At 40.2% G+C, this 23,707-nt stretch carries 19 protein-coding genes and 1 rRNA gene; 16 read left to right on the top strand and 4 right to left on the bottom strand.

Features of this window, described 5'->3' with window-relative positions; genetic code table 11:
* Positions 1-74: ribosomal RNA gene (gene rrf / locus DK857_RS19670) — 5S ribosomal RNA — on the top strand; the annotation flags it as partial.
* A 128-nt stretch (positions 75-202) separates the two neighbouring features.
* Here rrf and DK857_RS17700 read toward each other — a convergent pair.
* A complete protein-coding gene (locus tag DK857_RS17700; protein ID WP_109395387.1) occupies positions 203-862 on the bottom strand; it encodes a GntR family transcriptional regulator in 660 nt (219 codons plus the stop codon).
* Positions 863-1,329: 467 nt separating this feature from the next.
* Here DK857_RS17700 and DK857_RS17695 point away from each other — a divergent pair, with 467 nt between their 5' ends.
* The 7 genes from DK857_RS17695 (at position 1,330) to DK857_RS17665 (ending at position 8,874) form a co-directional block, all read left to right on the top strand.
* Complete coding sequence (locus DK857_RS17695) at positions 1,330-2,580, top strand: NRAMP family divalent metal transporter (protein WP_109402868.1); 1,251 nt, start codon at positions 1,330-1,332, stop codon at positions 2,578-2,580.
* A gap of 13 nt (positions 2,581-2,593) precedes the next feature.
* Positions 2,594-3,385 (top strand): LamB/YcsF family protein, encoded by a 792-nt coding sequence (locus tag DK857_RS17690; protein WP_109395389.1) that lies wholly within the window; start codon positions 2,594-2,596, stop codon positions 3,383-3,385.
* Positions 3,382-4,188, top strand: a complete 807-nt coding sequence (locus DK857_RS17685) for a putative hydro-lyase (RefSeq protein WP_109402867.1) — start codon at positions 3,382-3,384, stop codon at positions 4,186-4,188. Before DK857_RS17690 ends, DK857_RS17685 begins: the two co-directional genes overlap by 4 nt.
* 14 nt (positions 4,189-4,202) lie before the next feature.
* Positions 4,203-5,780, top strand: a complete 1,578-nt coding sequence (locus DK857_RS17680; protein ID WP_109402866.1) for a 5-oxoprolinase subunit B/C family protein — start codon at positions 4,203-4,205, stop codon at positions 5,778-5,780.
* A gap of 16 nt (positions 5,781-5,796) precedes the next feature.
* A complete protein-coding gene (locus tag DK857_RS17675; RefSeq protein WP_109402865.1) occupies positions 5,797-7,542 on the top strand; it encodes an acetyl/propionyl/methylcrotonyl-CoA carboxylase subunit alpha in 1,746 nt (581 codons plus the stop codon).
* A gap of 200 nt (positions 7,543-7,742) precedes the next feature.
* Positions 7,743-8,540: a sulfite exporter TauE/SafE family protein gene (locus DK857_RS17670; RefSeq protein WP_109395382.1), complete on the top strand. Its 798-nt coding sequence runs from the start codon at positions 7,743-7,745 to the stop codon at positions 8,538-8,540.
* A gap of 103 nt (positions 8,541-8,643) precedes the next feature.
* The gene (locus DK857_RS17665; protein WP_075672928.1) at positions 8,644-8,874 is read left to right on the top strand and encodes a hypothetical protein; all 231 of its coding nucleotides are present in this window, start codon (positions 8,644-8,646) and stop codon (positions 8,872-8,874) included.
* Positions 8,875-8,912: 38 nt separating this feature from the next.
* On the opposite strand, the gene DK857_RS17660 is transcribed toward DK857_RS17665, so the two are convergent.
* Positions 8,913-9,353, bottom strand: a complete 441-nt coding sequence (locus DK857_RS17660) for a PACE efflux transporter (RefSeq protein WP_088493886.1) — start codon at positions 9,351-9,353, stop codon at positions 8,913-8,915.
* Positions 9,354-9,463: 110 nt separating this feature from the next.
* Here DK857_RS17660 and DK857_RS17655 point away from each other — a divergent pair, with 110 nt between their 5' ends.
* Positions 9,464-10,366, top strand: a complete 903-nt coding sequence (locus DK857_RS17655) for a LysR family transcriptional regulator (RefSeq protein ID WP_109395381.1) — start codon at positions 9,464-9,466, stop codon at positions 10,364-10,366.
* Here DK857_RS17655 and narL read toward each other — a convergent pair.
* Positions 10,363-11,016, bottom strand: coding sequence for a two-component system response regulator NarL (gene narL, locus DK857_RS17650; RefSeq protein ID WP_109402871.1), 654 nt, complete (start codon positions 11,014-11,016; stop codon positions 10,363-10,365). The genes DK857_RS17655 and narL overlap by 4 nt on opposite strands.
* Before the next feature lie 25 nt (positions 11,017-11,041).
* Complete coding sequence (gene narX / locus DK857_RS17645) at positions 11,042-12,847, bottom strand: nitrate/nitrite two-component system sensor histidine kinase NarX (RefSeq protein WP_109402864.1); 1,806 nt, start codon at positions 12,845-12,847, stop codon at positions 11,042-11,044.
* A 297-nt stretch (positions 12,848-13,144) separates the two neighbouring features.
* Between narX and DK857_RS17640 the strand changes: the two genes are divergently transcribed.
* The 7 genes from DK857_RS17640 to DK857_RS17610 all read left to right on the top strand — a co-directional run bounded on the left by DK857_RS17640 (position 13,145) and on the right by DK857_RS17610 (position 23,625).
* The gene (locus DK857_RS17640; protein ID WP_109402863.1) at positions 13,145-14,539 is read left to right on the top strand and encodes a NarK family nitrate/nitrite MFS transporter; all 1,395 of its coding nucleotides are present in this window, start codon (positions 13,145-13,147) and stop codon (positions 14,537-14,539) included.
* 52 nt (positions 14,540-14,591) lie between these two features.
* Positions 14,592-18,353, top strand: a complete 3,762-nt coding sequence (locus DK857_RS17635) for a nitrate reductase subunit alpha (protein WP_109395379.1) — start codon at positions 14,592-14,594, stop codon at positions 18,351-18,353.
* Positions 18,353-19,906 carry a nitrate reductase subunit beta gene (gene narH / locus DK857_RS17630; RefSeq protein WP_088493882.1) on the top strand — a complete coding sequence of 518 codons (1,554 nt, stop codon included), beginning with the start codon at positions 18,353-18,355 and terminating at the stop codon, positions 19,904-19,906. Before DK857_RS17635 ends, narH begins: the two co-directional genes overlap by 1 nt.
* Entirely contained in the window at positions 19,906-20,631 is a 726-nt protein-coding gene (narJ, locus tag DK857_RS17625; protein WP_167394850.1) for a nitrate reductase molybdenum cofactor assembly chaperone, read from the top strand. Before narH ends, narJ begins: the two co-directional genes overlap by 1 nt.
* Positions 20,628-21,305: a respiratory nitrate reductase subunit gamma gene (gene narI, locus DK857_RS17620; protein WP_109402861.1), complete on the top strand. Its 678-nt coding sequence runs from the start codon at positions 20,628-20,630 to the stop codon at positions 21,303-21,305. Before narJ ends, narI begins: the two co-directional genes overlap by 4 nt.
* A 377-nt stretch (positions 21,306-21,682) precedes the next feature.
* On the top strand, positions 21,683-22,306 hold the full coding sequence (gene ycaC / locus DK857_RS17615; protein WP_109402860.1) for an isochorismate family cysteine hydrolase YcaC: 624 nt from the start codon (positions 21,683-21,685) through the stop codon (positions 22,304-22,306).
* A 122-nt stretch (positions 22,307-22,428) separates the two neighbouring features.
* Positions 22,429-23,625, top strand: coding sequence for a lactate oxidase (locus DK857_RS17610; RefSeq protein WP_109402859.1), 1,197 nt, complete (start codon positions 22,429-22,431; stop codon positions 23,623-23,625).
* The last annotated feature ends 82 nt before the right edge of the window (positions 23,626-23,707 follow it).

Below are 23,707 nucleotides of genomic sequence, written 5' to 3'. Positions count from 1 at the left end.
AACTCAGAAGTGAAACGTTGTAGCGCCGATGGTAGTGTGGGGCCTCCCCATGTGAGAGTAGGGAACTGCCAGGCATTAAATAAGACGAAAAAGCCAACCCAATGGGTTGGCTTTTTTGCGTTTGGGGTTTTAGTGCATTTTAAATACTATGCTAAATTCTAAATACAAAAATGCCCTAAATTAGGGCATTTTTTATGATCTTTTAGCAAAAATTATGACGAGAAAACGCAGCAAGGACTGTTCTTTCTGAGATTTCTAAATAGTCCTCCATAGCTGTTGCTGCTTCTTGGGCTTTTCCATCTATCAAAAGTGTCAAAATCTGTTCATTTTTCTCAATATACGGTGCATGTAATAATTGAGGATCGTTTAATAAACCGAAGGCTAAACGCAATTCTGCTAAAATAAGCTGGTATTGTTTAAATAATCTAGGACTATCTGAAAGCTCAACAATTGCTGTATGAAAATGCATATTACAGGTTCCTACACCGCTCCAATCTTGTTGTTCTTGAAAGACTTTTGCTTGATTAACACTATCTTGCATTCTAACAATAGCTGGATGCATAGGATAAGAATGTCGCAGAGCATCACATTCAATTAATCGTCTTACACGATAAATATCCATGATACTTGCCATATCCGGTACAGAAACAAAAACACCACGATTAGGTTTATAAGTTAAAAGCCCTTCTTGGGTAAGAACGCGAAAAACCTCTCTTAAAGTATTACGCGATATCTCTAGCGTTTCACTTAATGCCGTTTCTGACAATCTTTCACCAGGAGGTAATTCTCCAATAGTGATTTTTTGCCGAATAACATTTGCGACTTTTTGAGAAAGAATTTGTGGAGATGTTTTTTTCTGCATTATCTTCTGTTATTAGCTTAATAGAAGCGCCTATTCTATCAGTGTGTTTTGTAATATATAACCTCTATTGTGTCACTCTGTCGTATTTCTCACTGTATCGAGTATGACTTTCTGTTTATTTCCATCAAAAAAACTTAATTTTTTGTCACGATATTTTAGTCATTAAACTTATTTTTCTTCAAACTTGCGCACTATTTTTGTGCATCTAATCTTTTTATGCCTCATTTAGGTGCACATTTATGACTCATTAATTAAGAGTGATTGTCAATAAAATGTTAAAAATGCGATCTTCACTGCACTTTTATCATCCCATATTTAAATCTATTTGCTTATTTATTCATCTATTATTATTAATTGTTCAACAATCTAATATCAGGTGATTAACAATTAAGTGTTCATGCTCAACAATGGCATGCTAATTGCCTTAGTAATAATAATTAAAATAATGATGATAAAGGGGGTAGCTAATGGCTACACAAGATTCTGCAAACACAACATCAAGTTCGTTTATAAAAAATAGACGTTCTTCATTGATAGCTGCCATTTTTTTAATGGCGACATCAGCTATTGGTCCGGGTTTTATTACTCAAACTGCAACCTTTACTGCCACTATGGGGGCGGCATTTGCATTTGGTATTTTGGCATCAATCATCATCGACTATGTTGTTCAGCAAAGTATTTGGCGAGTGATCACTGTCACTAATATGAGAGCTTCAGACATTGCTAACAAAGCAATACCTGGTAGTGGCTACTTACTTGCTGTATTAGTTATTTTTGGCGGTTTAGTGTTTAACGTGGGTAACATTGCAGGTGCCGGTTTGGGGCTTAATGCAATGGTGGGTCTTGATCCTAAATGGGGTGGGATCTTAAGTGCTTTACTTGCTATCTATATTTTCTCATCACGCAAAGCCAGTAACTTTATCGATCGTATGATTATCATTCTTGGTATTGTCATGATCTTACTGACTGTTTTTGTGATGTTTGCCTCTAATCCTCCAATAGGTGAAGCATTAAGACAAACTGTTTTACCTGATGCGATTAACTTCGCAACGATCACTACAATTGTCGGTGGTACTGTGGGTGGTTATATCTGTTATGCCGGCGCTCACCGTCTTCTCGATAAAGGAACTACGGGTATTGAGAACATTGATGTTGTATCAAGCGCTGCAACCAAAGGAATTTTAGTAGTTGGATTAATGCGCTATATCCTGTTCCTCGCCATTTTAGGCGTAGTTGCCAGTGGCGTAACATTAGATATTTCTAGTCGCGCGGCTAACCCTGCGTCTCAAGCATTTCAACATGCAGCTGGTTTAACTGGATTACGCATCTTCGGTCTTATTTTATGGGCAGCTGCATTAACGAGTGTTATTGGTGCTGCTTATACCTCAATGTCATTTATTACAGTATTTAAAAAAGGTGTTACTGAGCGTCAACGTAATATCTCAACCATTATCTTTATCGCTATTTCACTTGTCACTTATATGGTTATGGGAACAGCACCGGCTGCATTATTAGTCTTTGCCGGTGGTTTTAATGGCCTGATTTTACCTATTGGTATGACACTATTTATTTTTGTTGCATGGCGTCGCCAAGATCTCATGAATGGTTATAAATATCCAGCATGGTTGCTGTGGTCAGGTATTTTGGTCTGTGCGCTGACTTGGTATATGGGCATTATGTCCGTGGGTGCTATTTTCAATTACCTCAACATTGCTTAAGAGAACAATAATGATGATAAAAGCCGTCGATTTAAACAGTGATTTAGGTGAGAGCTTCGGTCAATGGACAATGGGCAATGATGATGCGGTGCTTGAAATTGTCAGTAGCGCTAATATCGCTTGCGGTTTTCATGCAGGTTCACCGGATGGAATTTTAAAAACATTAAAAGCGGCGAAACAGCATAATGTTGCGATAGGTGCACACGTTGCTTACCCTGACTTAGTCGGTTTTGGTCGTCGTAATATGGATATCGCCAGTGATGAATTAACCGCAGATGTAATTTATCAAATAGGTGCTTTGCAAGGATTGGCCAAAGCCGTGGGTTTGAGTGTGACCTATGTTAAGCCTCATGGTGCGCTTTATAACACAATTGCTCATGATAAACGTCAAGCACTTGCTGTTATTGAAGCGATACTTGCTGTAGATCCCCAACTGACATTAGTTGCTTTAGCGGGCTCACCCTTGATTACTCTTGCGAAAGAAAAAGGCCTTCGAGTAATAGCCGAAGCTTTTGCAGATAGAGCTTATCATGCTGATGGTACGCTAGTTTCTCGTAAAAAAGAGGGGGCTGTTTTACATGATCCTGAACTTGTTGCTCAACGTATGTTACAGCTTGTGCAAGAAGGGGGTGTTGAATCAATAGAAGGCGTTTTTACTGCGATAGAAGCTGATTCTATTTGTGTTCATGGTGATAGTCCAGATGCCGTGGCTCTCGCTAAAAGTGTAAAAGAAATTTTAATTAATCATGATGTTAGCATTAAACCTTTTGCACCTCTGCGACTTAAAAATGAGGTGCAAAAATGACTCATTTAATGCAAGCGACTGCGGATGCAATTGCCAAAGCACAAGAAGCTCGATTGGCTATTCGCAATGGTTTAGCCATACCAACAGCAGGTATGGCTAAAGGCATGACACAAGCTAATATGATTAGCTTACCTCGTGATTGGGCATTTGATTTTCTGCTCTACGCTCAACGTAACCCGAAAAGTTGTCCGATATTAGATGTTTGTGAATCAGGTAGTTATCGTACTGTTTTAGCGAAAGGTGCCGATCTGCGTACTGACATTCCTCTTTACCGTGTTTGGGAAAATGGCAAATTAGCGGATGAAATTACGGATGCTACTGAAATTTGGGCACAACATCCCGATCTTGTTACGTTTCTTATTGGTTGTAGTTTTACTTTCGAAACACCCATGTTAGAAGCGGGTATTGAAATTCGTCATATCACAGATAACTGCAATGTACCGATGTATAAAACGAATCGCTTGTGTCGTCCTGCTGGGCGATTAGAAGGTGAATTAGTGGTTTCAATGCGCCCTGTTCCTGCTGACAGAGTCGCTGATGCAGTGATGATCAGTGGTCGTTTCCCTTCTGTACATGGTGCTCCCGTACATATTGGCTCGCCCGACGCTTTGGGTATTAAAGATATTATGTCGCCAGATTTTGGCTCACCCGTGAGAATTGAAGAAGGCGAGATCCCCGTCTTTTGGGCTTGTGGTGTGACTCCACAAGCAGCAGTGATGCGTTCAGGTGTTCCTTTCGCACTTAGCCATGCTCCGGGGCATATGTTTATTACTGATGTGCCCGATGCGACTTATCACGTATAAGGGAGGAAGATACTTTGCGCTTTTTACCCGTTAACTTATCCCATTTACTTGTTGAGCTTTCCTCTTTAAAAGAGACGCTCGCATTGTATGAATCCGTTAAACAAGCGGATATTACTGCTATTCAAGACATTGTACCTGCGGCGAAAACACTCTTAATTCACTATACACCGTGGCTAATCACGGCTGAAGAACTTGTATTTCAACTTCGACAATTAGAAGTCAAAGCGGTATCAGCACGTCAAACACAATCATTAACGATCCCTGTTCATTATCAAGGTGAGGATCTTAATGAGGTCGCTGAATTATTAGGGATCGCGACCAGTGAAGTGATCCGCAGACATACAGAACAAACCTATCAAGTTGCATTCACTGGTTTCGCTCCGGGTTTTGCTTATTTGATTGCTGATGAAACTCAGCTTTATGTGCCTCGTCGCAAAACGCCTCGTACACGCATCCCCGCAGGGTCGGTCGGATTAGCTGGCGAATTTAGTGGTGTTTATCCGCAACAAAGCCCTGGAGGTTGGCAACTTATTGGTACCACAGAAATAAAGATGTGGGATCTCTCTCGTGAACAACCCGCTTTTTTATTACCGGGAAATGAAGTGCATTTTGTTGATGCACAAAAATCACCGATAACCGTTTCACTACCGGAGAAAAAAGCCGTAGTCGCTTCCCCGCTCTCATTAAATGATAAAGGGTTATATGTTATTTCAGCAGGGTTACAAACTTTATTTCAAGATGAAGGGCGTATTGGTGCCGCATCAATGGGAGTATCTGCTTCAGGTGCACTTGATAAACCCGCTTTACATGCGGCCAATCGTTTAGTGGGTAATCCCACAACTTTTGTTGCACTTGAGATAACCCAAGGTGGACTGATGCTTAAAGCACGACAAGATTGTGTGATCGCTTTAACAGGGGCGGATTGTTCCATTACGCTAAAACATGAGTCGGGTGAGAATGAATTCTTATCTGGTTATCAACCTATTGATGTTCGCTGTGGCGATGAAATTATTTTAGGTATGCCAAAAACTGGTGTACGTAGCTATCTTGCCGTGAGAGGAGGGTTTGAATTACCAAAGGTGTTAGGTAGTTATGCATTTGATACTTTGGCACAAATTGGCCCTAATGCTTTGCAAGAAGGTGATGTACTTCATTTAAATAATGAAAGTACCTCGAACGGTATTCTTACTAATGAACAGCCGACATCAACACTGCCAAAACAAGGTGATATCGTCACGCTTGATGTTGTTTTAGGCCCCCGCACCGACTGGTTTACCAGTGAAGCTATAAAGACATTAACCTCTCAATTATGGCAAGTGACACCACAATCTAACCGTATTGGGTTACGTTTATTGGGCGAAACACCTCTTGTACGCGAACAACAACAAGAACTATCGAGTGAAGGCACTTGCATCGGTGCAATACAAGTTCCGATTAATGGGCAACCAGTTTTGTTTCTTAACGATCACCCGTTAACAGGAGGATATCCTGTTATCGGCGCAGTTGCTGAATATCACTTACCACTTGCAGGGCAGATCCCTGTTAACGCTAAAATTCGTTTTAATCCAATTACCGAATTTCAAGAATATTGATAGGAGAATGCCACTCATGACAACAATTAACCAAAAACAACGAGTGAAGCATAGAGTACTTATTGCCAACAGAGGTGAAATCGCTGTTCGTATTATTCGAGCTTGTCAGGACTATGGTGCGACTTCCATCGCTATTTATGCCAATGATGATATTGATGCACTACACGTTCGTCTTGCTGATGAAGCTTATGGACTCAATGGTAATTTGCCGAAAGAAAGCTATCTAGATATTAATAAAATCATTGATATTGCCCATAAAGCTAATGCCACAATGATCCATCCCGGTTACGGTTTTCTTTCTGAGCGAGCTGATTTTGCAAAAGCGGTACAAGACGCAGGATTTATTTGGATCGGCCCTAACCCAGAAACGATAGAAGTGCTTGGTGACAAAGTGAAAGCTCGTAAAATTGCACAATCTGTTGGTGCTCCTCTTGTAAATGGTACGGCTGATCCCGTTAATGATGCCAAAGAGGTTCTCGATTTTGCTAAACAGCATGGTCTACCTGTTGCCATTAAAGCTGCTTTTGGTGGTGGTGGACGAGGTTTGAAGATCGCTCATAAAATGGAAGAAATTGAAGAGCTTTACCATTCTGCTGTACGAGAAGCTGTAACTGCATTTGGTCGTGGTGAATGTTATGTTGAGCAATTTCTAGATAAACCTCGTCATATCGAAGCGCAAATTATCGCAGACAAACTGGGCAATGTTGTTGTTGTCGGAACACGAGATTGTTCGTTACAGCGACGTAATCAAAAGCTTATTGAAGAAGCGCCAGCACCTTATTTGACAGACGAACAACGTGAACGTATTCACCAGTCGGCTAAAGATATTTGTGCTAAAGCAGGTTATGTGGGTGCAGGTACAGTTGAGTTTTTATTAAGTGCAAATGGCACTATCTCATTTTTAGAAGTGAATACACGCTTACAAGTGGAGCATCCTGTTACAGAAGAAACGGCGGGTATCGATTTAGTGATCGAGCAATTGCGTATTGCTGAAGGTTTACCGCTAAGTATTGATAAAACGCCTGTTCCTCGGGGGCACTCTTTTGAATTTAGGATCAATGCAGAAGATCCCGCGAAAGGCTTTTTACCTACCCCAGGTTTAATTACGCATTTCTATGAGCCTTCAGGCCCAGGTGTTCGTGTAGATAGTGGTGTTACTGAAAATAATCAGGTTTCACGCCAATTCGATTCTATGATGGCAAAATTGATAGTGACAGGTGCAACTCGTGAACAAGCCATTGCACGGGCTCGTCGAGCATTATCCGAATTTAAAATTGAAGGGGTAGCAAGTGTATTGCCTTTCCATTGTGAAATGATGGAGCATGCCGATTTTACTGAAGATTTCAAAGTGCATACCCGTTGGATTGAAACAGATTTTCAGGCAAAAAATACCCATTTCCCTCGTAGCACACCTGCAAAAAATGAAGAGCTTGTTCGTACTTTTATTGAAATTGATGGCCGTCGTCATGAACTCGCTTTACCTGCTCAATTACTATCGCTCTCTGCGGTAATACCAACAGCAATTAATGCCTCTCATGAGAAAGAAGAGAATGAAAAAACAGTCACTGCACCCATCTCTGGTGTATTACATAGCTGGATCTTAGCTGATGGCGACAAAGTTAAAGAGGGTGATGTTATTGCCATTATGGAAGCGATGAAAATGGAAGTTCAGGTAGTAGCTTCTTGTGATGGTGTACTACTGCAAAAAGCGAAAACAGGTGACTATTTTTCAGCAGAAACAGTTTTAGCTGAAATCAATTAAGCGTATTAAAAATTAACTTATTGATTAATAATAATATCTATCATTAATATCGGCCCTTTAATATGAGGTAACTTCATATTAAGGGGCTTTTTTATAATAACTTTATTTATATTCCTATTTGTTATATCTAATTCCTTTTGGTTATAAGTTATTTTGCCTATAATCGAAGCTTGTTAAATTTTAACCAAAAAGGAAATAAGATGTTGCTTGTAACACAACTACTTATCGGTGCTGCAATCGGGTTAGTTATTACAACGACCGGTGTAGGTGGTGGTGTTATTTTATTACCTGTTCTTATTTATCTTTTTGGTATGAATGCATTAGCTGCGGTTGCAACAGCAAATTTACTCTCGATGCTAATGAAGCTCTCATCTTCTTATATTCATTTTCGGTTAGGTAATATCCCATTAAAACCCGCACTATTGATCTTAGGGATAATGTTTCCGGCAACATTTTTAGCCAGTTATGGTGTGACATGGCTGGGATCACAACCTCAATATTACGATCGTGTTGAATCAGCGATTAATATTTTGATGATCGTTGCTATCGTATTTTCATTGGTCTTATTTTTACAACGAATGGTAAGAAGGTCAGCAATTTCAGATCCTTTAATTGCTTTACCACCACCTTCTACAGTGACTTTTTCTTCCTTATTTGTACCAGGAATGAGTGCCGGGTTTGTGCTTGGTGCAACAGGTGTCGGCGGAGGATTAGTGGTGTTACCGGTATTAATGCGTTTTGCCCAAATGGGTATTAAAGAGGCAATCGGCACTTCTATTTTTATTACCACGATCCTTTCTGGTGGCTCTGCTATTGCTTATAGCGCTGGTGGTTATACCGATGTTCACACAGCACTTATTCTATGCTTAGGTTCATTACTCTCCATCCCATTAGCTCGCTATTTACTTGTGTATTTATCAGAGCGTTTTTTCCAATACTTAACACTGTCTTTTATTCTGATCAGCATCATTATGATGAGTTGGAAATTAATAAATTAACTTAATGTAATATCGAGTGAGTCAATCTTTCTCTTACTACCTTTAGTTAGACTAAACTTATTCTATCATCATTAGATTAACTACTAAGAGTAAGTACAGCGAGATGAATATTAAAACAGGTGATGAGTTTTTAGTTTATATGGCGCTGGGTGAAGAGAGCTATATGAAAGAGTATTACCGTGTGATTGAAATTGACTCAACGCTTTCTCAAGTGACGGGTAAATTGTTAAGAAGAACAACGGCTGATGACAAAAATATTGGATTAGGTCGTTGCGAGTTAGAAGGTGGCATTGAGCAATTTGCGTTAGAAGATATCTATCCTGTTAAAGAGTGATCCGTTATTGGGATCACTCTCCTTACTTAATTTGTTGCTTAGGCAGCGGGTGCATTCTCAGGTAATGCAGATTTTGGTAAGCCAAAAATTTTGTCAAATACCCAGTTATAAACGAAGGTATAACAAGGGATAATGATGATCAGTGCAAAGTCCATAACTAACGCTTGCCACAATGAAACATTAAGCCACCATGCAATCAGTGGAATTAAATAGAGTACCAGTGTTAGCTGAAATCCAATTGCATGTACTAGGCGGCGTCTAAACGTTCGAATTCTCGAAACTTGTCGGCTTTCCCAAAACTCAAATATGCAGTTATAAATAAAATTCCAACTCACCGCGATTGTTGTGATCACCAACGCTAATGGGCCTGTTACTGCTGTTGAGCTATCAGCCAAAAGTGCAAGCCCGACTGATGAAATAACCCAGCCAAAAATTTCATAAGCTGTCACGTAGACAATTTTTCGTTTGATACCTTGCATTGTGCTCTCTTTTTCTGTGGATCTGTGTCGTTAAGCATCGTAAGATAAATCAGCAAGAATGATAGAAAAAGTTAGCTAGTATCAATTTGACTGAAACATCAGGAGTGAACATGCAGTTCTCAAGTGAACATATTGCGATATTTTTAGCAGTGATGGATAAGGGATCTTTCTCTGCGGCTGCACGTTCATTAAAACGCGTTCCATCAGCAGTCAGCATGGCAATTGCTAATATGGAAGCTGAATTAGGTTATGCGCTTTTTGAGCGCTCATCACGAGAGCCTCAGCCAACTGAAAAAGCCAAAGCACTTGAACCTCATGCCAGAATGATCGCAGAGCAATTAAAATTATTACAAGTGCATGCACAAGAGCTTTCGATGGATCTCGAAAGTGTCTTAAATATTGGTGTTGCCGCTGATATTAATCCTGATTATTTATTACCTGCGTTATCTGAATTAACGCAACGTTATCCATTACTTAATGTGAATGTGATAACCGCGGCACAAGATGACATTATTGAGATGTTACATTCACATAAAATTCAACTGAGCCTAGTTTATGGGGGCTTGTATGTGAATGGTGATGAGCAGTTTCAATATCTTGGTTCTGAGTCATTGGTCGCAACAATCTCTGCAAGTCATATTGCATTGGCACACCCTGCAAGTGTGTTTATTGAGGATCTTGTGAATGTTCGCCAAATTATGATCGCAAGTCACACCAAAGAGTTAAGAGATGAGCGCTCATTAGTGGCGACGAATTATTGGCAAACAGATAGCTTTCAAATGGCATTAGGTATGGTTGAAGCAGGGATGGGGTGGGGTAATTTACCGTATTCGCTGATTTATACTCAATTGCAAAAAGGTAAATTAAAACAGATTCAGTTTAAGAATACGAAAAATGAATTACGATTGCCTATTCATGCTATGTGGCTAAAAGGGGAGTCGTTACAGAAAGGGGCGAAAGAGTTAGTTGAGCTGATGAGTACTCACCAGCCCATTGTTCCTAACTTTAATTAATCGACACGTTGTTGATGAACCCAAACAGCAACTTCAACACGAGATTTTAGCTTCATTTTTTTCAGTAGATGTTTTACATGTACTTTGACCGTACTTTCCGTAATATCAAGCTTACGTGCGATCATTTTATTTGATAATCCTTGCGCTATCAGTTTCAAAATATCGCGCTCACGCGGGGTGAGTTGTTCAATATCACGTTCACCCTCAGAGCGATCTTCACGTAAGGATTCGGCTAAAATAGGGGTTAACGCAGGGCTGACGACCATTTTTCCGGCCGCTGCCTGTTTTAGAGCTGCCAGTAATTCTTCAGGTTCCATATCTTTTAGAAGATAACCATCTGCACCACGTTTTAACGCTGTGACTAAATCATCACTATAATTTGATACGCTGAAAACAACGATCCGACCTGATAACGACTTTAATCGCAGTTGATCGAGCGTTTCAAAACCATTCATTCCAGGCATATTCAGATCCAGTAAAATTAAATCAGGATCTAACTCTTCAGCTAGCTTCACACCTTGAATACCATCTCCCGCTTCCCCAACGACAGTTAGTGTTGTATCAAGACTTAAAAGTTGTTTTACACCATTGCGTAGCATCGGGTGATCATCAATGAGTAAAATTGTCGCTTTTTCTGCGGGGGATCCCATATTATTCATTACGACTTGCTCCAATTTAGACAGGGTCTTTATGAGTAGTTATTAATGGAAATTTAACAAACACTTGAGTACCGCCCTGTTCGCGTACTTTTATAGTATAAGAACCATTTAAGCTATTTGCGCGTTCACGCATAATAATAAGGCCATAATGATTTAGTTTTTCAGGATTAGGGCTAATTCCTTCACCATTATCATTAATTTTTAGTTCAACCATGCCATTATTTAGGGATAAAGAAACTTCAGCCCAATTGGCATTGGCATGTTGCAAAATATTATTTAAGGCTTCACGGACGATTTGAACAACGTGAATACTTTGGTGCGAGTTCACACATTTTGCGGGCAATTGATAGTCAAAATTAATAGGAAAACCAAGGCGCTGATTAAATTCAGTCAGTGTACCTTCCAAGGCTGCAAGCAATCCCGGTTCAGTGAGTTTTAAGCGAAATGTGGTTAACAGTTCTCTTAATTGGCGATAAGCCACATTAAGCTCTTCTCGCATCTCTTTTAGTAGCTTTTGGCAATTGTCCGGTAAGGTTTCTGACTGCATCTGCAAATAGCTAACTTGCATTTTTAAACAAGAAAGCGATTGAGCAATAGAGTCATGTAATTCGCGTGCGATTGCTGAACGCTCATCCATTAACAAAAGCTGCTGCTGTTGCTCGTTTTGCTGTTCCATTGCCAGCATTGCTGAGATCTGTTTTGTCAGTAATAGCATTAAATTATTCTGTTCGTCCGTCAGGGCGGTATGTTCAGGTAATTGCATAACAAATAATCCATAGCGATGGATTTGATCTGCTAGTTCCCAATGCAATAGTTCACTGCGTAGTGGAACGGTGGCTGAAGCGGTTTCATCACAGCGTTCACATTGTAGATCTGGGCAATGTTCAGGGCGTGGTTGAGGTTCTAAACTGATCTCATTAAAGAGTGTGTGATGATTATCTTCATATAACCGTATCTGTAAATAAGCATCAGGAATGATTTGTTGAAGCTCAAATAATATCTGTCTTAATCGGGCACAAAGTGGCGCAGGAGAGTGTAATTGTTGGCTTGAGTGATAGAGATAAGAGAGTACTTTATTTTTCTGTTGTAAGTCGTGTGTTTTTTCAATCACTCTTTTTTCTAATTCGCTATACAGTGTAGAGAGCTCTTCTGACATGGTATTGAGTGCAATACCCAATGTGGCAATTTCATCATGGTGTGTACGCTGGTGGAAACGGGCTGAAAAATTACCATGACCAATCGAATTTGCCATCGCCATAAGTTGTTGCCAAGGGTGCAATAAACGGCGGCGGAAATGCCAAACAGAGCCAAACAGCAATAGCAGTGTAAGCGCTGTGAAAATAAGCTGGGTATAAGCCACCAGCCTGATTTTTTGCTCTGTAAGTTGATCGATACTTAATACTAATTTATCTAACTGTGAAACAAAAAAGGCAACCTCTTGTTTGGCTTCATCGCGTTGTTGCGCATAAAGCAAGGTTGGCTTTAGGGTATCTTTCCAGTAAGTATTTAATTGAGCATATTGTGATTGTAGCGATCCATTGCTTAGGACTTGACGTAACTCACCACTGTCTAAGTCGGTTTCTAACTCGTGAAGATAATAACGATGTTGCTCATCTAGGGGTAAAGCAGATAGCAAGCGATAGCTTTGCATCCGTAGCGATCCAGATTTATTAATCGCATGAGCATTACCTTGTACACTCAAAATAATATGGTTAGAAATCGCCATCCCCACCACACCCAATAGAGTGAAAAGTAACATTAATATCGCTATCTGATTAATAATTGAAAAACGGTAGTGCCATTGGATTTTATTTGTACTCATCGTTATTTTTCCAAATTTATTCTGGCGCTATATTGCCTTAAAAATACATCAAATGTCATATACCACTAAAGTGTTACCCCTAAATATCTGATGGAGGTAATTTCACTTCTAAATTATAGTATTTTTAATTTAACTTATTAATTTAAAATAAAAAATTAAGGATAATCCTATTAATACTTAGGTGTAAATAACGACTTTAGCTTAAAAATCAAACAAATCTTTGCTTGATGCAGATCATGACTAATTAACAATTCTAATCGTACAAAGATGCCAATCTAACCGTTAATCGAGGTTGTTATGGCACTCACTCAACACCCAGAAAAAATGAGAAAAGGGGTGATCGAAGATTGGCATCCTGAAGATAAAGTTTTTTGGGAAAAGACTGGTCAAAAGATCGCTTCACGCAATTTATGGATTTCTGTTCCTTGTTTACTTTTATCGTTCTGTGTATGGATGCTTTTTAGTGCAGTTGCAGTAAATTTGAACAAAGTAGGTTTTAACTTTACCACAGATCAGTTGTTTATGCTGACTGCACTGCCTTCAGTCTCTGGTGCTATTTTACGCGTTCCTTATTCTTTTGTTATTCCTATTTTTGGCGGCCGTCGCTGGACAGCAATCAGTACCGTCTTTCTCATCATTCCTTGTATCTGGCTTGGTTTTGCAGTGCAAGACAGCACAACGTCTTATTCGACCTTTATTGTGATTTCATTGCTATGTGGTTTTGCAGGTGCAAACTTTGCATCCAGTATGGCAAACATCAGCTTTTTCTTCCCTAAAGCACGTCAAGGTGGTGCATTAGGTTTAAATGGCGGATTAGGCAATCTGGGTGTCAGTGTTATGCAATTGGTTGCGCCATTAGTGATTGGTGTTGGCGTATTTGCTATGTTTAGTGGCCCCGGTGTTGTTCAGCCTGATGGTTCACGTTTATGGCTAGAAAATGCTGCATGGGTTTGGGTTCCTTTCTTACTTATTCTGACCTGTGCTGCTTGGTTTGGCATGAACGATCTGGCAGCTAACAAAGCCTCTTTAAGCCAGCAATTACCTGTTTTAAAACGTGGTCACCTCTGGCTGTTAAGTATTTTATACCTGTGTTCTTTTGGTTCATTTATCGGTTTTTCAGCGGGTTTTGCGATGTTATCTAAAACCCAATTCCCAGATATCGTCATTCTACATTATGCGTTCTTTGGACCTTTATTAGGTGCTTTAGCTCGCCCTGTAGGTGGTGCTTTGTCGGATAAATTTGGTGGTATTAGAGTCACACTTATCAACTTTATCATTATGGCGATTTTCTCTGCTCTGCTTTTCTTAACACTGCCTGTAAATGGCGCTGGTGGCTCATTTATCGCCTTCTTCGGTGTCTTTATGGTGCTGTTTTTAACCGCTGGTTTAGGTAGTGGTTCTACATTCCAAATGATTGCTGTGGTGTTTAGAAAAATCACAGTCGATCGCATGAAAGCACAAGGTGCCTCAGACGAAGTCGCTCAAAAAGAAGCAGTAACAGAAAGTGCAGCAGCACTTGGTTTTATCTCTGCTATTGGTGCAATTGGCGGCTTCTTTATTCCTAAAGCTTTCGGTACATCACTGGCTATGACTGGCTCTCCTGCCGGTGCAATGAAAATCTTTGTTCTATTTTATATCGCCTGCGTCTTGATCACTTGGTTGGTCTATGGACGTAAACACAATAAACAATAATGACGAATTATACGCAATGTGAGAGCGCTCGCGCGCATTGGGAGAGTATCTGATGAGTAAGTTTCTCGATAGATTCCGCTATTTTAAACAGCTTGGTGATACCTTTTCAAAGGATCATGGCCAAGAGCTGAATGTTAACCGTGATTGGGAAGATGGTTACCGTAGTCGTTGGCAACACGACAAAATTGTCCGTTCCACTCATGGTGTTAACTGTACCGGTTCATGTAGCTGGAAAATTTACGTCAAAAATGGGTTAGTAACTTGGGAAACCCAACAAACGGATTATCCACGTACACGTCCGGATTTACCGGATCATGAACCTCGTGGTTGTCCTCGTGGTGCAAGTTATTCATGGTATTTATATAGCGCAAACCGCGTTAAATACCCAATGGTACGTAAACGCTTAATTAAACTATGGCGTGAAGCAAAAGCACAACATAGCGATCCTGTTGATGCATGGGCTTCTATTGTTAGTTCACCAGAAAAAACTAAAAGCTATAAGCAAGCGCGTGGGCGTGGTGGTTTTGTTCGTTCTTCATGGTCAGAAGTGAATGAAATCATTGCGGCTTCTAACGTGTTTACTGCCAAAGAGTTTGGTCCTGATCGTATTATTGGTTTCTCGCCAATTCCTGCTATGTCGATGGTCTCATATGCTGCGGGTGCGCGTTATTTATCTCTGATTGGTGGCGCATGCTTAAGTTTCTACGATTGGTATTGCGATTTACCACCTGCATCGCCAATGACTTGGGGGGAGCAAACCGATGTTCCTGAATCAGCAGACTGGTATAACTCTTCTTACCTGATTGCATGGGGTTCTAACGTACCGCAAACACGTACTCCAGATGCCCACTTCTTTACAGAAGTTCGTTATAAAGGGACTAAAACCGTTGCGGTAACACCTGATTACGCTGAAATCGCGAAACTCTGTGACCAATGGTTAAATCCAAAACAGGGTACTGATAGCGCAATGGCGATGGCGATGGGACACGTTATTCTTAACGAATTCCACGTTAAGCGCCAAACTGAATACTTTAGTAACTATGTGCGCACTTACACTGATATGCCAATGTTGGTGATGTTAGATAAACATGATTCTGGCAAGTTAGTTGCGGGTCGTATGTTGCGTGCTTCTGATTTAGTGAACAATCTGGATCAAGAGAAAAATCCAGAGTGGAAAACCGTTGCTATTGATGAAAAAACACAGCAATTAGTTGCCCCTCAAGGCTCTATGGGCTTTCGTTGGGAAGGTGCTGCTAAATGGAACCTTGAGCCTAAAGACGGCAAAAGTGGCGAAGATGTCACTTTACAATTAGGTCTTTTAGATAACCACGATGATATTGTTGATGTAGCATTTCCTTACTTTGGTGGCATTAAGAGTGAATACTTTGAAGGTGTTGCCCTTGATGATGTGATTGTTCATAAACTGCCTGCTAAGCGTATTACACTTGCGAATGGCGAAGAAAAATACATCACAACTGTTTATGATTTATTGTTAGCTAACTACGGTGTTGATCGCGGTTTAAATGATGAAAACTGTGCATCAAACTACGATGAAATCAAAGCATATTCACCAGCATGGGCTGAAAAAGTGACAGGTGTAAGTCGCCAAGATATCGCTCGTATTGCGCGTGAATTTGCGGATAACGCAGAAAAAACACACGGCCGTTCGATGGTGATTGTGGGAGCCGGTATTAACCACTGGTATCACATGGATATGACTTATCGTGGCATTATCAATATGCTGATTTTCTGTGGTTGCGTTGGTCAAAGTGGTGGTGGCTGGGCACACTATGTTGGACAAGAAAAACTGCGTCCACAAACAGGTTGGTTGCCATTAGCCTTTGGCCTTGATTGGCAACGTCCGCCTCGCCATATGAACAGTACATCATTTTTCTACAACCACTCAAGTCAGTGGCGTTATGAAACTGTATCACCGACAGAGTTGTTATCACCATTAGCGGATAAATCACGCTTTAGTGGTAGCTTGGTTGATATGAACGTGCGTTCAGAGCGTATGGGGTGGTTACCATCTGCGCCTCAATTAAACTTAAACCCGCTGTCTATTGCGAAAAAAGCCAAAGAGGCAGGCGTTAGTGCCGCTGATTACACCGTTAATGCATTGAAATCAGGTGAAATTCGTTTTGCTTCAGAGCAACCTGATAATCCACAAAACTTCCCACGTAATTTATTTATCTGGCGCTCTAATTTATTAGGTTCGGCGGGTAAAGGACATGAGTATTTACTGAAATACTTGCTGGGAACCGAAAACGGATTACAAGGTAAAGATTTAGGCGAGCAAGGCCAAGTTAAGCCACAAGAAGTGGAATGGCAAGATAAAGGCGGTGAAGGTAAAGTTGATTTAGTGGTGACTTTAGACTTCCGTATGTCAAGCACCTGTCTTTTCTCAGATATCGTTTTACCAACCGCAACATGGTATGAAAAAGACGATATGAATACGTCGGATATGCATCCCTTTATTCACCCATTAACGGCAGCCGTTGATCCTGCTTGGGAGTCTAAAACAGACTGGGAAATCTATAAAGGTATCGCTAAAACCTTCTCTAAATTGTGTGTAGGCCATTTAGGGGTTGAAACGGATTTAGTGACATTACCTATTCAACATGACTCTGCTGCTGAAATGGCGCAGCCTTTTGATGTGAAAGATTGGAAAAAAGGTGAATGTGATCTTATTCCAGGTAAAACAGCACCACACCTTATTCCTGTAGAGCGTGATTATCCAAATACTTATGCTCGCTTTACTTCACTTGGCCCTCTGATGGACAAATTGGGTAATGGTGGTAAAGGGATCAGCTGGAATACACAAGCAGAAGTCGATTTCCTGAAAAAACTTAATCGAGTTCGTCATGATGGGGTGGCAAAAGGACGTCCAGCGATTGAAACGGCGATTGATGCAGCTGAAGTTATCCTTTCTTTAGCACCTGAAACCAACGGCCAAGTGGCTGTAAAAGCATGGGATGCACTAAGTAAAGTGACGGGACGTGATCACACTCACTTAGCCAAAGTGAAAGAAGACGAGAAAATTCGTTTCCGCGATATCGTTGCTCAACCTCGTAAGATTATCTCAAGCCCAACATGGTCTGGTCTTGAAGATGAGCATGTCTCTTATAACGCCTGTTATACCAACGTTCACGAGATGATCCCTTGGCGTACTTTAAGTGGTCGCCAGCAGTTATATCAAGATCACGAGTGGATGCGTGCTTATGGTGAAAGCTTAGTGGTCTATCGTCCACCGATTGATACCAAAGCTATTGATGCGGTTAAAGGTAAAAAACCAAATGGTTTCCCTGAAAAGGCACTGAACTTCCTGACTCCTCACCAAAAATGGGGTATTCACTCAACGTATAGCGATAACTTACTGATGTTAACGCTAGGTCGCGGTGGCCCTGTGGTTTGGCTAAGTGAAGATGATGCCAAAGAGATGGGAATTAGCGATAACGATTGGGTTGAAGCATACAACAGTAATGGTGCGTTAACGGCGAGAGCTATTGTCAGCCAACGTATTCCTGATGGCATGATTTACATGTATCACGCACAAGAGCGCCAAATAAACCTGCCGGGATCTGAAATGACAGGAATGCGTGGTGGTATTCACAACTCTGTGACGCGTGTTTGCCCTAAACCAACGCATATGATTGGTGGATACGCTCAATTGGCTTATAGCTTTAACTATTACGGCACTGTGGGCTCTAACCGTGATGAGTTTGTTGTGGTGCGTAAAATGAAACAGATTGATTGGCTTGATGGTGAAGGTGATGCTTATCAACAGACCCTGAATGGACAGGAGAAGGCATAATGAAAATTCGTTCACAAGTCGGTATGGTACTGAACCTCGACAAATGCATCGGTTGCCATACCTGTTCAGTAACCTGTAAAAATGTTTGGACCAGTCGCGAAGGTGTTGAATACGCATGGTTTAATAACGTTGAAACCAAACCAGGTACAGGGTATCCCCAAAATTGGGAAGACCAAGAGAAGTGGAAAGGTGGCTGGATCAAAAATATCAAAGGTAAATTAGTACCAAGAATGGGTAACCGTGTTGGTCTATTATCTAAAATTTTTGCCAACCCTGATGTTCCTGCATTAGATGATTACTATGAGCCTTTTGATTATGACTATGAGCATTTAAAAAATGCTCCAGAAGGCTCGTTACCGACTGCACGTCCTCGCTCGCTGATCACAGGTCAGCGCATGACAAAAATCGAAAAAGGCCCAAACTGGGAAGACGATTTAGGTGGCGAATTTAGCAAACGTGCAGCGGACAAAAACTTCGCCAATATGCAAAAAGAGATGTATGGGCAGTTTGAAAATACATTCATGATGTATTTACCACGCTTATGTGAACACTGCTTAAATCCTGCTTGTGTTGCGACGTGCCCAAGTGGTGCGATTTATAAACGTGCTGAAGATGGCATTGTGCTTATCGACCAAGATAAGTGCCGTGGATGGCGCATGTGTTTAACAGGATGTCCATACAAAAAAATCTACTTCAACTGGAAAAGCGGTAAGTCAGAAAAATGTATTTTCTGTTATCCACGAATTGAAGCTGGTCAGCCAACACTGTGCTCAGAAACTTGTGTAGGACGTATTCGTTATCTGGGTGTGATGTTGTATGACGCAGATAAAATCTCACAAGCTGCCAGTGCAGATAATGAAAAAGATTTATACCAAAGCCAGTTAGATATCTTCTTAGATCCGTTCGATCCTGAAGTGATCAAAGCCGCTGAAGAGCAAGGTATTCCGTTAAGTGTGATTGATGCAGCACAACGTTCACCTGTCTATAAAATGGCAGTGGATTGGAAGCTGGCATTACCACTGCACCCTGAATATCGCACCTTACCTATGGTTTGGTATGTGCCACCTTTGTCACCAATTCAATCTGCTGCTGATGCGGGTGTGTTACCGCATACTGGTGTACTGCCTGATGTAGAAAGCTTACGTATTCCGGTTCAGTATTTAGCTAACTTATTGACAGCGGGCGACACGGCACCTGTGTTGTTAGCATTAAAACGAATGCTTGCTATGCGTCATTACAAACGTGCTGAAACCGTAGAAGGAAAAACAGACTTAAGTGCATTAGAACAAGTCGGTTTGACCGAAGCACAGGCACAAGAGATGTATCGTTATCTGGCTATTGCAAATTATGAAGATCGCTTTGTTATCCCATCGAGTCATCGCGAACTCGCAAGAGAAGCTTTCCCAGAACGTAATGGCTGTGGTTTTAGCTTTGGTGATGGTTGTCATGGTAGTGATAGCAAATTTAATTTGTTTAATAGTCATCGTATTGATGCGATTGATATCACATCAAGGACACCTCAAGATGAACGTCGTTCAGAGGAGAAAATATAATGATCTCTCTGAAAGTCATTTCCCATCTCTTAGATTATCCCACACAAGAACTGTGGGATAACCGAGACGAACTTATCGATGCATTACAGGAAGCCGATGAACTTCCTGTGACTCAAGTTGCGAAATTAATGGCATTTATTCATGCCTTAATGCAACAAGAGTTGCTCGATGCACAATCTAATTACAGTGAGCTTTTTGATAGAGGTCGAGCGCGATCACTGTTGTTATTTGAACACGTTCATGGTGAGTCTCGCGATCGTGGTCAGGCAATGGTTGATCTGCTCAATCAATATCAACAAGCAGGGATCACATTAAGTAGTCGTGAACTTCCTGACTATTTACCTACTTACCTTGAGTACTTAACGCTTTTACCTATAACCGAGTGTATTGAAGGGCTAAATAATATTGCGCCTATTTTGGCTCTGTTAGGTGAACGTTTAAAACAACGAGGCAGTGATTATCACGCTCTCTTTGATGTGTTGCTTTGTCTTTCACAAAGTGGATTAGAAGCATCGCAACTGACTGCTCAAGTAGAAAAAGAGCCTTTAGATGATACACCTGCTGCATTAGATGCTGTGTGGGAAGAAGAACAAGTGACGTTTCTTGGAGAAGGTACGCAGTGTGGTAGTGGCAAGATCAGCCAACATCAGCGTCGTTTTGCACAAGAGACCGCAGTTCAATATCTCAACGTGGGGAATTCGTTGGATACGGGAGCACAAAAATGAATTACATCAATATGTTATTTTTTGATATCTATCCCTATATTGCTGGTGCCGTTTTTATTATCGGTAGCTGGTTACGCTATGATTATGGTCAATACACTTGGCGTGCGGGCTCTAGCCAGATGCTAGACAAGAAAAATATGCGATTGGCATCTAACTTATTCCACGTTGGGATCATCGGTATTTTTGCTGGTCATTTTCTGGGAATGTTAACACCACACTGGATGTATGAATCATTTCTGCCTATTGAATATAAACAAATTATGGCGATGGTAGGCGGTGGTACTTGCGGTGTGTTAATGCTGGTGGGGGGCGTGATGTTATTAAAACGTCGTTTAACCAATCCACGAGTGAGAGCCACATCTTCATTTGGTGACATTATGATTTTAACGCTACTGGTTATTCAAGTGGCATTAGGTCTACTAACAATTCCATTCTCTGCACAACATATGGATGGTAGTGAAATGATGAAGCTGGTGGCATGGGCACAATCTATTGTGACATTCCACGGTGGTGCTTCAGCAAATCTTGAAGGTGTTGCATGGGTATTTAAGTTGCACATTTTATTAGGAATGACGATTTTCTTATTATTCCCATTCTGTCGACTAGTCCATATTTGGAGCGTGCCTATTGAGTATTTAACTCGCCGCTATCAAATTGTGCGTAATCGCCATTAATGAATACCCATCTCCTGATAGTAAGTTAGAGACCTTTTAGTTGCGCTTATCTCACCCCCGCCCGCGGGGGTTTTTTTTATCTCTTTTTCAATTCTAAATCTTCAACAAAATTTTTGAATGGTTAAAACAATAATCTTTAGATTCATTTAGGCATTGTTGCACTTATAATTCTTTTCAACGAAATAAATAAATTTATATAAACAAATAAACAGATAATTAAATGTCGTGATATTTAAATATATTTAAAGTTTACAGTCGATTATTTATTATTAATAAATACATTAAATTGTAAATTTAAAAGGATCTGAATATTGTCATATAAATTTGGTGCTATTATTTAATTGAGTCTTACCTCTATTATGCTATCGGAGATTATTATGAGCTTTAAATATCATCGTATCGATAAAAGTAATGCTGCTGTTCTGTTGGTAGACCATCAAGCTGGGTTACTTTCTTTAGTCAGAGATATCGAGCCTGATAAATTCAATAATAATGTATTAGCATTAGCTAATGCCGCTAAGTACTTTAATTTACCTACCATTTTAACGACCTCTTTTGAAGATGGCCCTAATGGCCCTTTAATGCCTCAACTTGTTGAGATGTTCCCTGATGCTCCTTATATCGCTCGTCCAGGTCAAATCAACGCATGGGATAACGAAGATTTCGTAAAAGCGGTTAAAGCGACGGGTAAAAAACAACTGATTATTGCAGGTGTTGTAACTGAAGTGTGTGTCGCATTTCCTGCATTATCAGCACTTGAAGAAGGTTTTGAAGTGTTTGTTGTCACTGATGCTTCAGGTACTTTCAATGCCATTGCTCGTGACTCTGCGTGGGATAGAATGTCAAAAGCAGGGGCACAATTAATAAACTGGTTTGGTTTAGCTTGTGAGTTACACCGTGATTGGCGTAATGATGTTGAAGGATTAGGTGCGCTCTTTGCTAACCATATTCCAGACTATCGTAATCTTATGACAAGCTATAATACTTTAACAAAAAAGTAAGTGATTAATTTAAATATTATATAATAATAGGGCTTATATTATTTTTCGATAAATATAATTTAATAGAAGTTAAAGATTATTAAATTATAGATATAAGCCCGTAATTAATAAATGGATCAGAAATGAAAAATAAATTATTAAAAACCACTGCTATTGCAATGGCATTAAGCGTGGGTGTTGCACAGGCTGCTGAATATAAAGCAAGTACCGCAGAAGGCCCAATTAAGATAGTTAACTTAAAAGCGATGGAAGCACAAGTCCAAGCAAATATGGATAAAGGGGCTTTTGGTTATATTCGTGGTGGTGCTGAAGACGAAAATAATTTACGTTCAAACACGACGGCATTTGATAAAAAATATATTATGCCTCGTTCATTACAAGGCATCGAATTTTCTGACTTAGATTTAAAAACAGAATTTTTGGGTATTAAATTAGATACGCCTATTATTCAGGCACCGATGGCAGCTCAAGGGCTTGCACATCAACAAGGCGAAGTCGCCACAGCAAAAGGTATGGCAAAAGCAGGTTCTATTTTTTCATTAAGTACTTATGGTAATAAAACAATTAAAGAAGTGGCTGATGCTAAACCGGGTTATCCTTTCTTCTTCCAGTTGTATATGAGTAAAAATGATGCCTTTAACGAGTATATTTTATCTCAAGCAAAACAGTATGGTGCTAAAGGCATTATTATGACTATTGACTCTTCTGTGGGTGGTTATCGTGAAGATGACGTGAAAAATAATTTCCAGTTCCCATTAGGTTTTGCCAACTTAGAAGCATTCGCAAAAATTAGCGATGATAAATCTAAGACAGGTAAAGGTGCGGGTATTAGCGAAATTTATGCGCAAGCTAAACAAGCCTTCACCCCTGCTGATATTCAGTACGTGAAAAAAATGTCTGGTTTACCTGTAATTGTAAAAGGTATTCAATCACCAGAAGATGCTGATGTGGCAATTAAAGCGGGTGCAGATGCAATTTGGGTATCTAATCATGGTGGCCGTCAATTAGACAGTGGTCCAGCATCAATTGATGTTTTACCTTCTATTGCAAAAGTTGTGAATAAACGTGTTCCTATCGTGTTCGACAGCGGTGTACGTCGTGGTTCACATGTCTTTAAAGCATTAGCCAGTGGTGCAGATATTGTCGCTGTTGGTCGTCCAATTCTTTATGGATTAAATTTAGGGGGCGCTGAAGGTGTAAATTCAGTTATCCAACATTTAAATAAAGAATTAAAAATTAATATGATGTTAGGTGGGGCGAAAACAGTAAAAGATATTCAAGCCACTCAACTTTATACTGATGCCAGTTTTAATCAATAATTAACTTATTTAAGTTAAGAATAATAAAAAACCACGCTTAATATCGAGCGTGGTTTTTTTGTCTATTAGCTATTGAGAAAAC

The organism is Proteus terrae (assembly GCF_003144325.1).
In the GTDB taxonomy this organism is placed as follows: Bacteria; Pseudomonadota; Gammaproteobacteria; order Enterobacterales; family Enterobacteriaceae; genus Proteus; species Proteus terrae.
This window is presented reverse-complemented; position numbering and strand designations above follow the sequence as displayed.

Coding starts and splice junctions, on each gene's coding strand:
- DK857_RS17635 (WP_109395379.1), top strand. CDS start 14,592: ATGAGTAAGTTTCTCGATAGATTCCGCTATTTTAAACAGCTTGGTGAT.
- DK857_RS17685 (WP_109402867.1), top strand. CDS start 3,382: ATGACTCATTTAATGCAAGCGACTGCGGATGCAATTGCCAAAGCACAA.
- DK857_RS17610 (WP_109402859.1), top strand. CDS start 22,429: ATGAAAAATAAATTATTAAAAACCACTGCTATTGCAATGGCATTAAGC.
- ycaC (WP_109402860.1), top strand. CDS start 21,683: ATGAGCTTTAAATATCATCGTATCGATAAAAGTAATGCTGCTGTTCTG.
- narX (WP_109402864.1), bottom strand. CDS start 12,847: ATGAGTACAAATAAAATCCAATGGCACTACCGTTTTTCAATTATTAAT.
- narH (WP_088493882.1), top strand. CDS start 18,353: ATGAAAATTCGTTCACAAGTCGGTATGGTACTGAACCTCGACAAATGC.
- DK857_RS17675 (WP_109402865.1), top strand. CDS start 5,797: ATGACAACAATTAACCAAAAACAACGAGTGAAGCATAGAGTACTTATT.
- DK857_RS17670 (WP_109395382.1), top strand. CDS start 7,743: ATGTTGCTTGTAACACAACTACTTATCGGTGCTGCAATCGGGTTAGTT.
- DK857_RS17640 (WP_109402863.1), top strand. CDS start 13,145: ATGGCACTCACTCAACACCCAGAAAAAATGAGAAAAGGGGTGATCGAA.
- DK857_RS17655 (WP_109395381.1), top strand. CDS start 9,464: ATGCAGTTCTCAAGTGAACATATTGCGATATTTTTAGCAGTGATGGAT.
- DK857_RS17690 (WP_109395389.1), top strand. CDS start 2,594: ATGATAAAAGCCGTCGATTTAAACAGTGATTTAGGTGAGAGCTTCGGT.
- narJ (WP_167394850.1), top strand. CDS start 19,906: ATGATCTCTCTGAAAGTCATTTCCCATCTCTTAGATTATCCCACACAA.
- DK857_RS17660 (WP_088493886.1), bottom strand. CDS start 9,353: ATGCAAGGTATCAAACGAAAAATTGTCTACGTGACAGCTTATGAAATT.
- DK857_RS17665 (WP_075672928.1), top strand. CDS start 8,644: ATGAATATTAAAACAGGTGATGAGTTTTTAGTTTATATGGCGCTGGGT.
- DK857_RS17700 (WP_109395387.1), bottom strand. CDS start 862: ATGCAGAAAAAAACATCTCCACAAATTCTTTCTCAAAAAGTCGCAAAT.
- narI (WP_109402861.1), top strand. CDS start 20,628: ATGAATTACATCAATATGTTATTTTTTGATATCTATCCCTATATTGCT.
- narL (WP_109402871.1), bottom strand. CDS start 11,016: ATGGGATCCCCCGCAGAAAAAGCGACAATTTTACTCATTGATGATCAC.
- DK857_RS17695 (WP_109402868.1), top strand. CDS start 1,330: ATGGCTACACAAGATTCTGCAAACACAACATCAAGTTCGTTTATAAAA.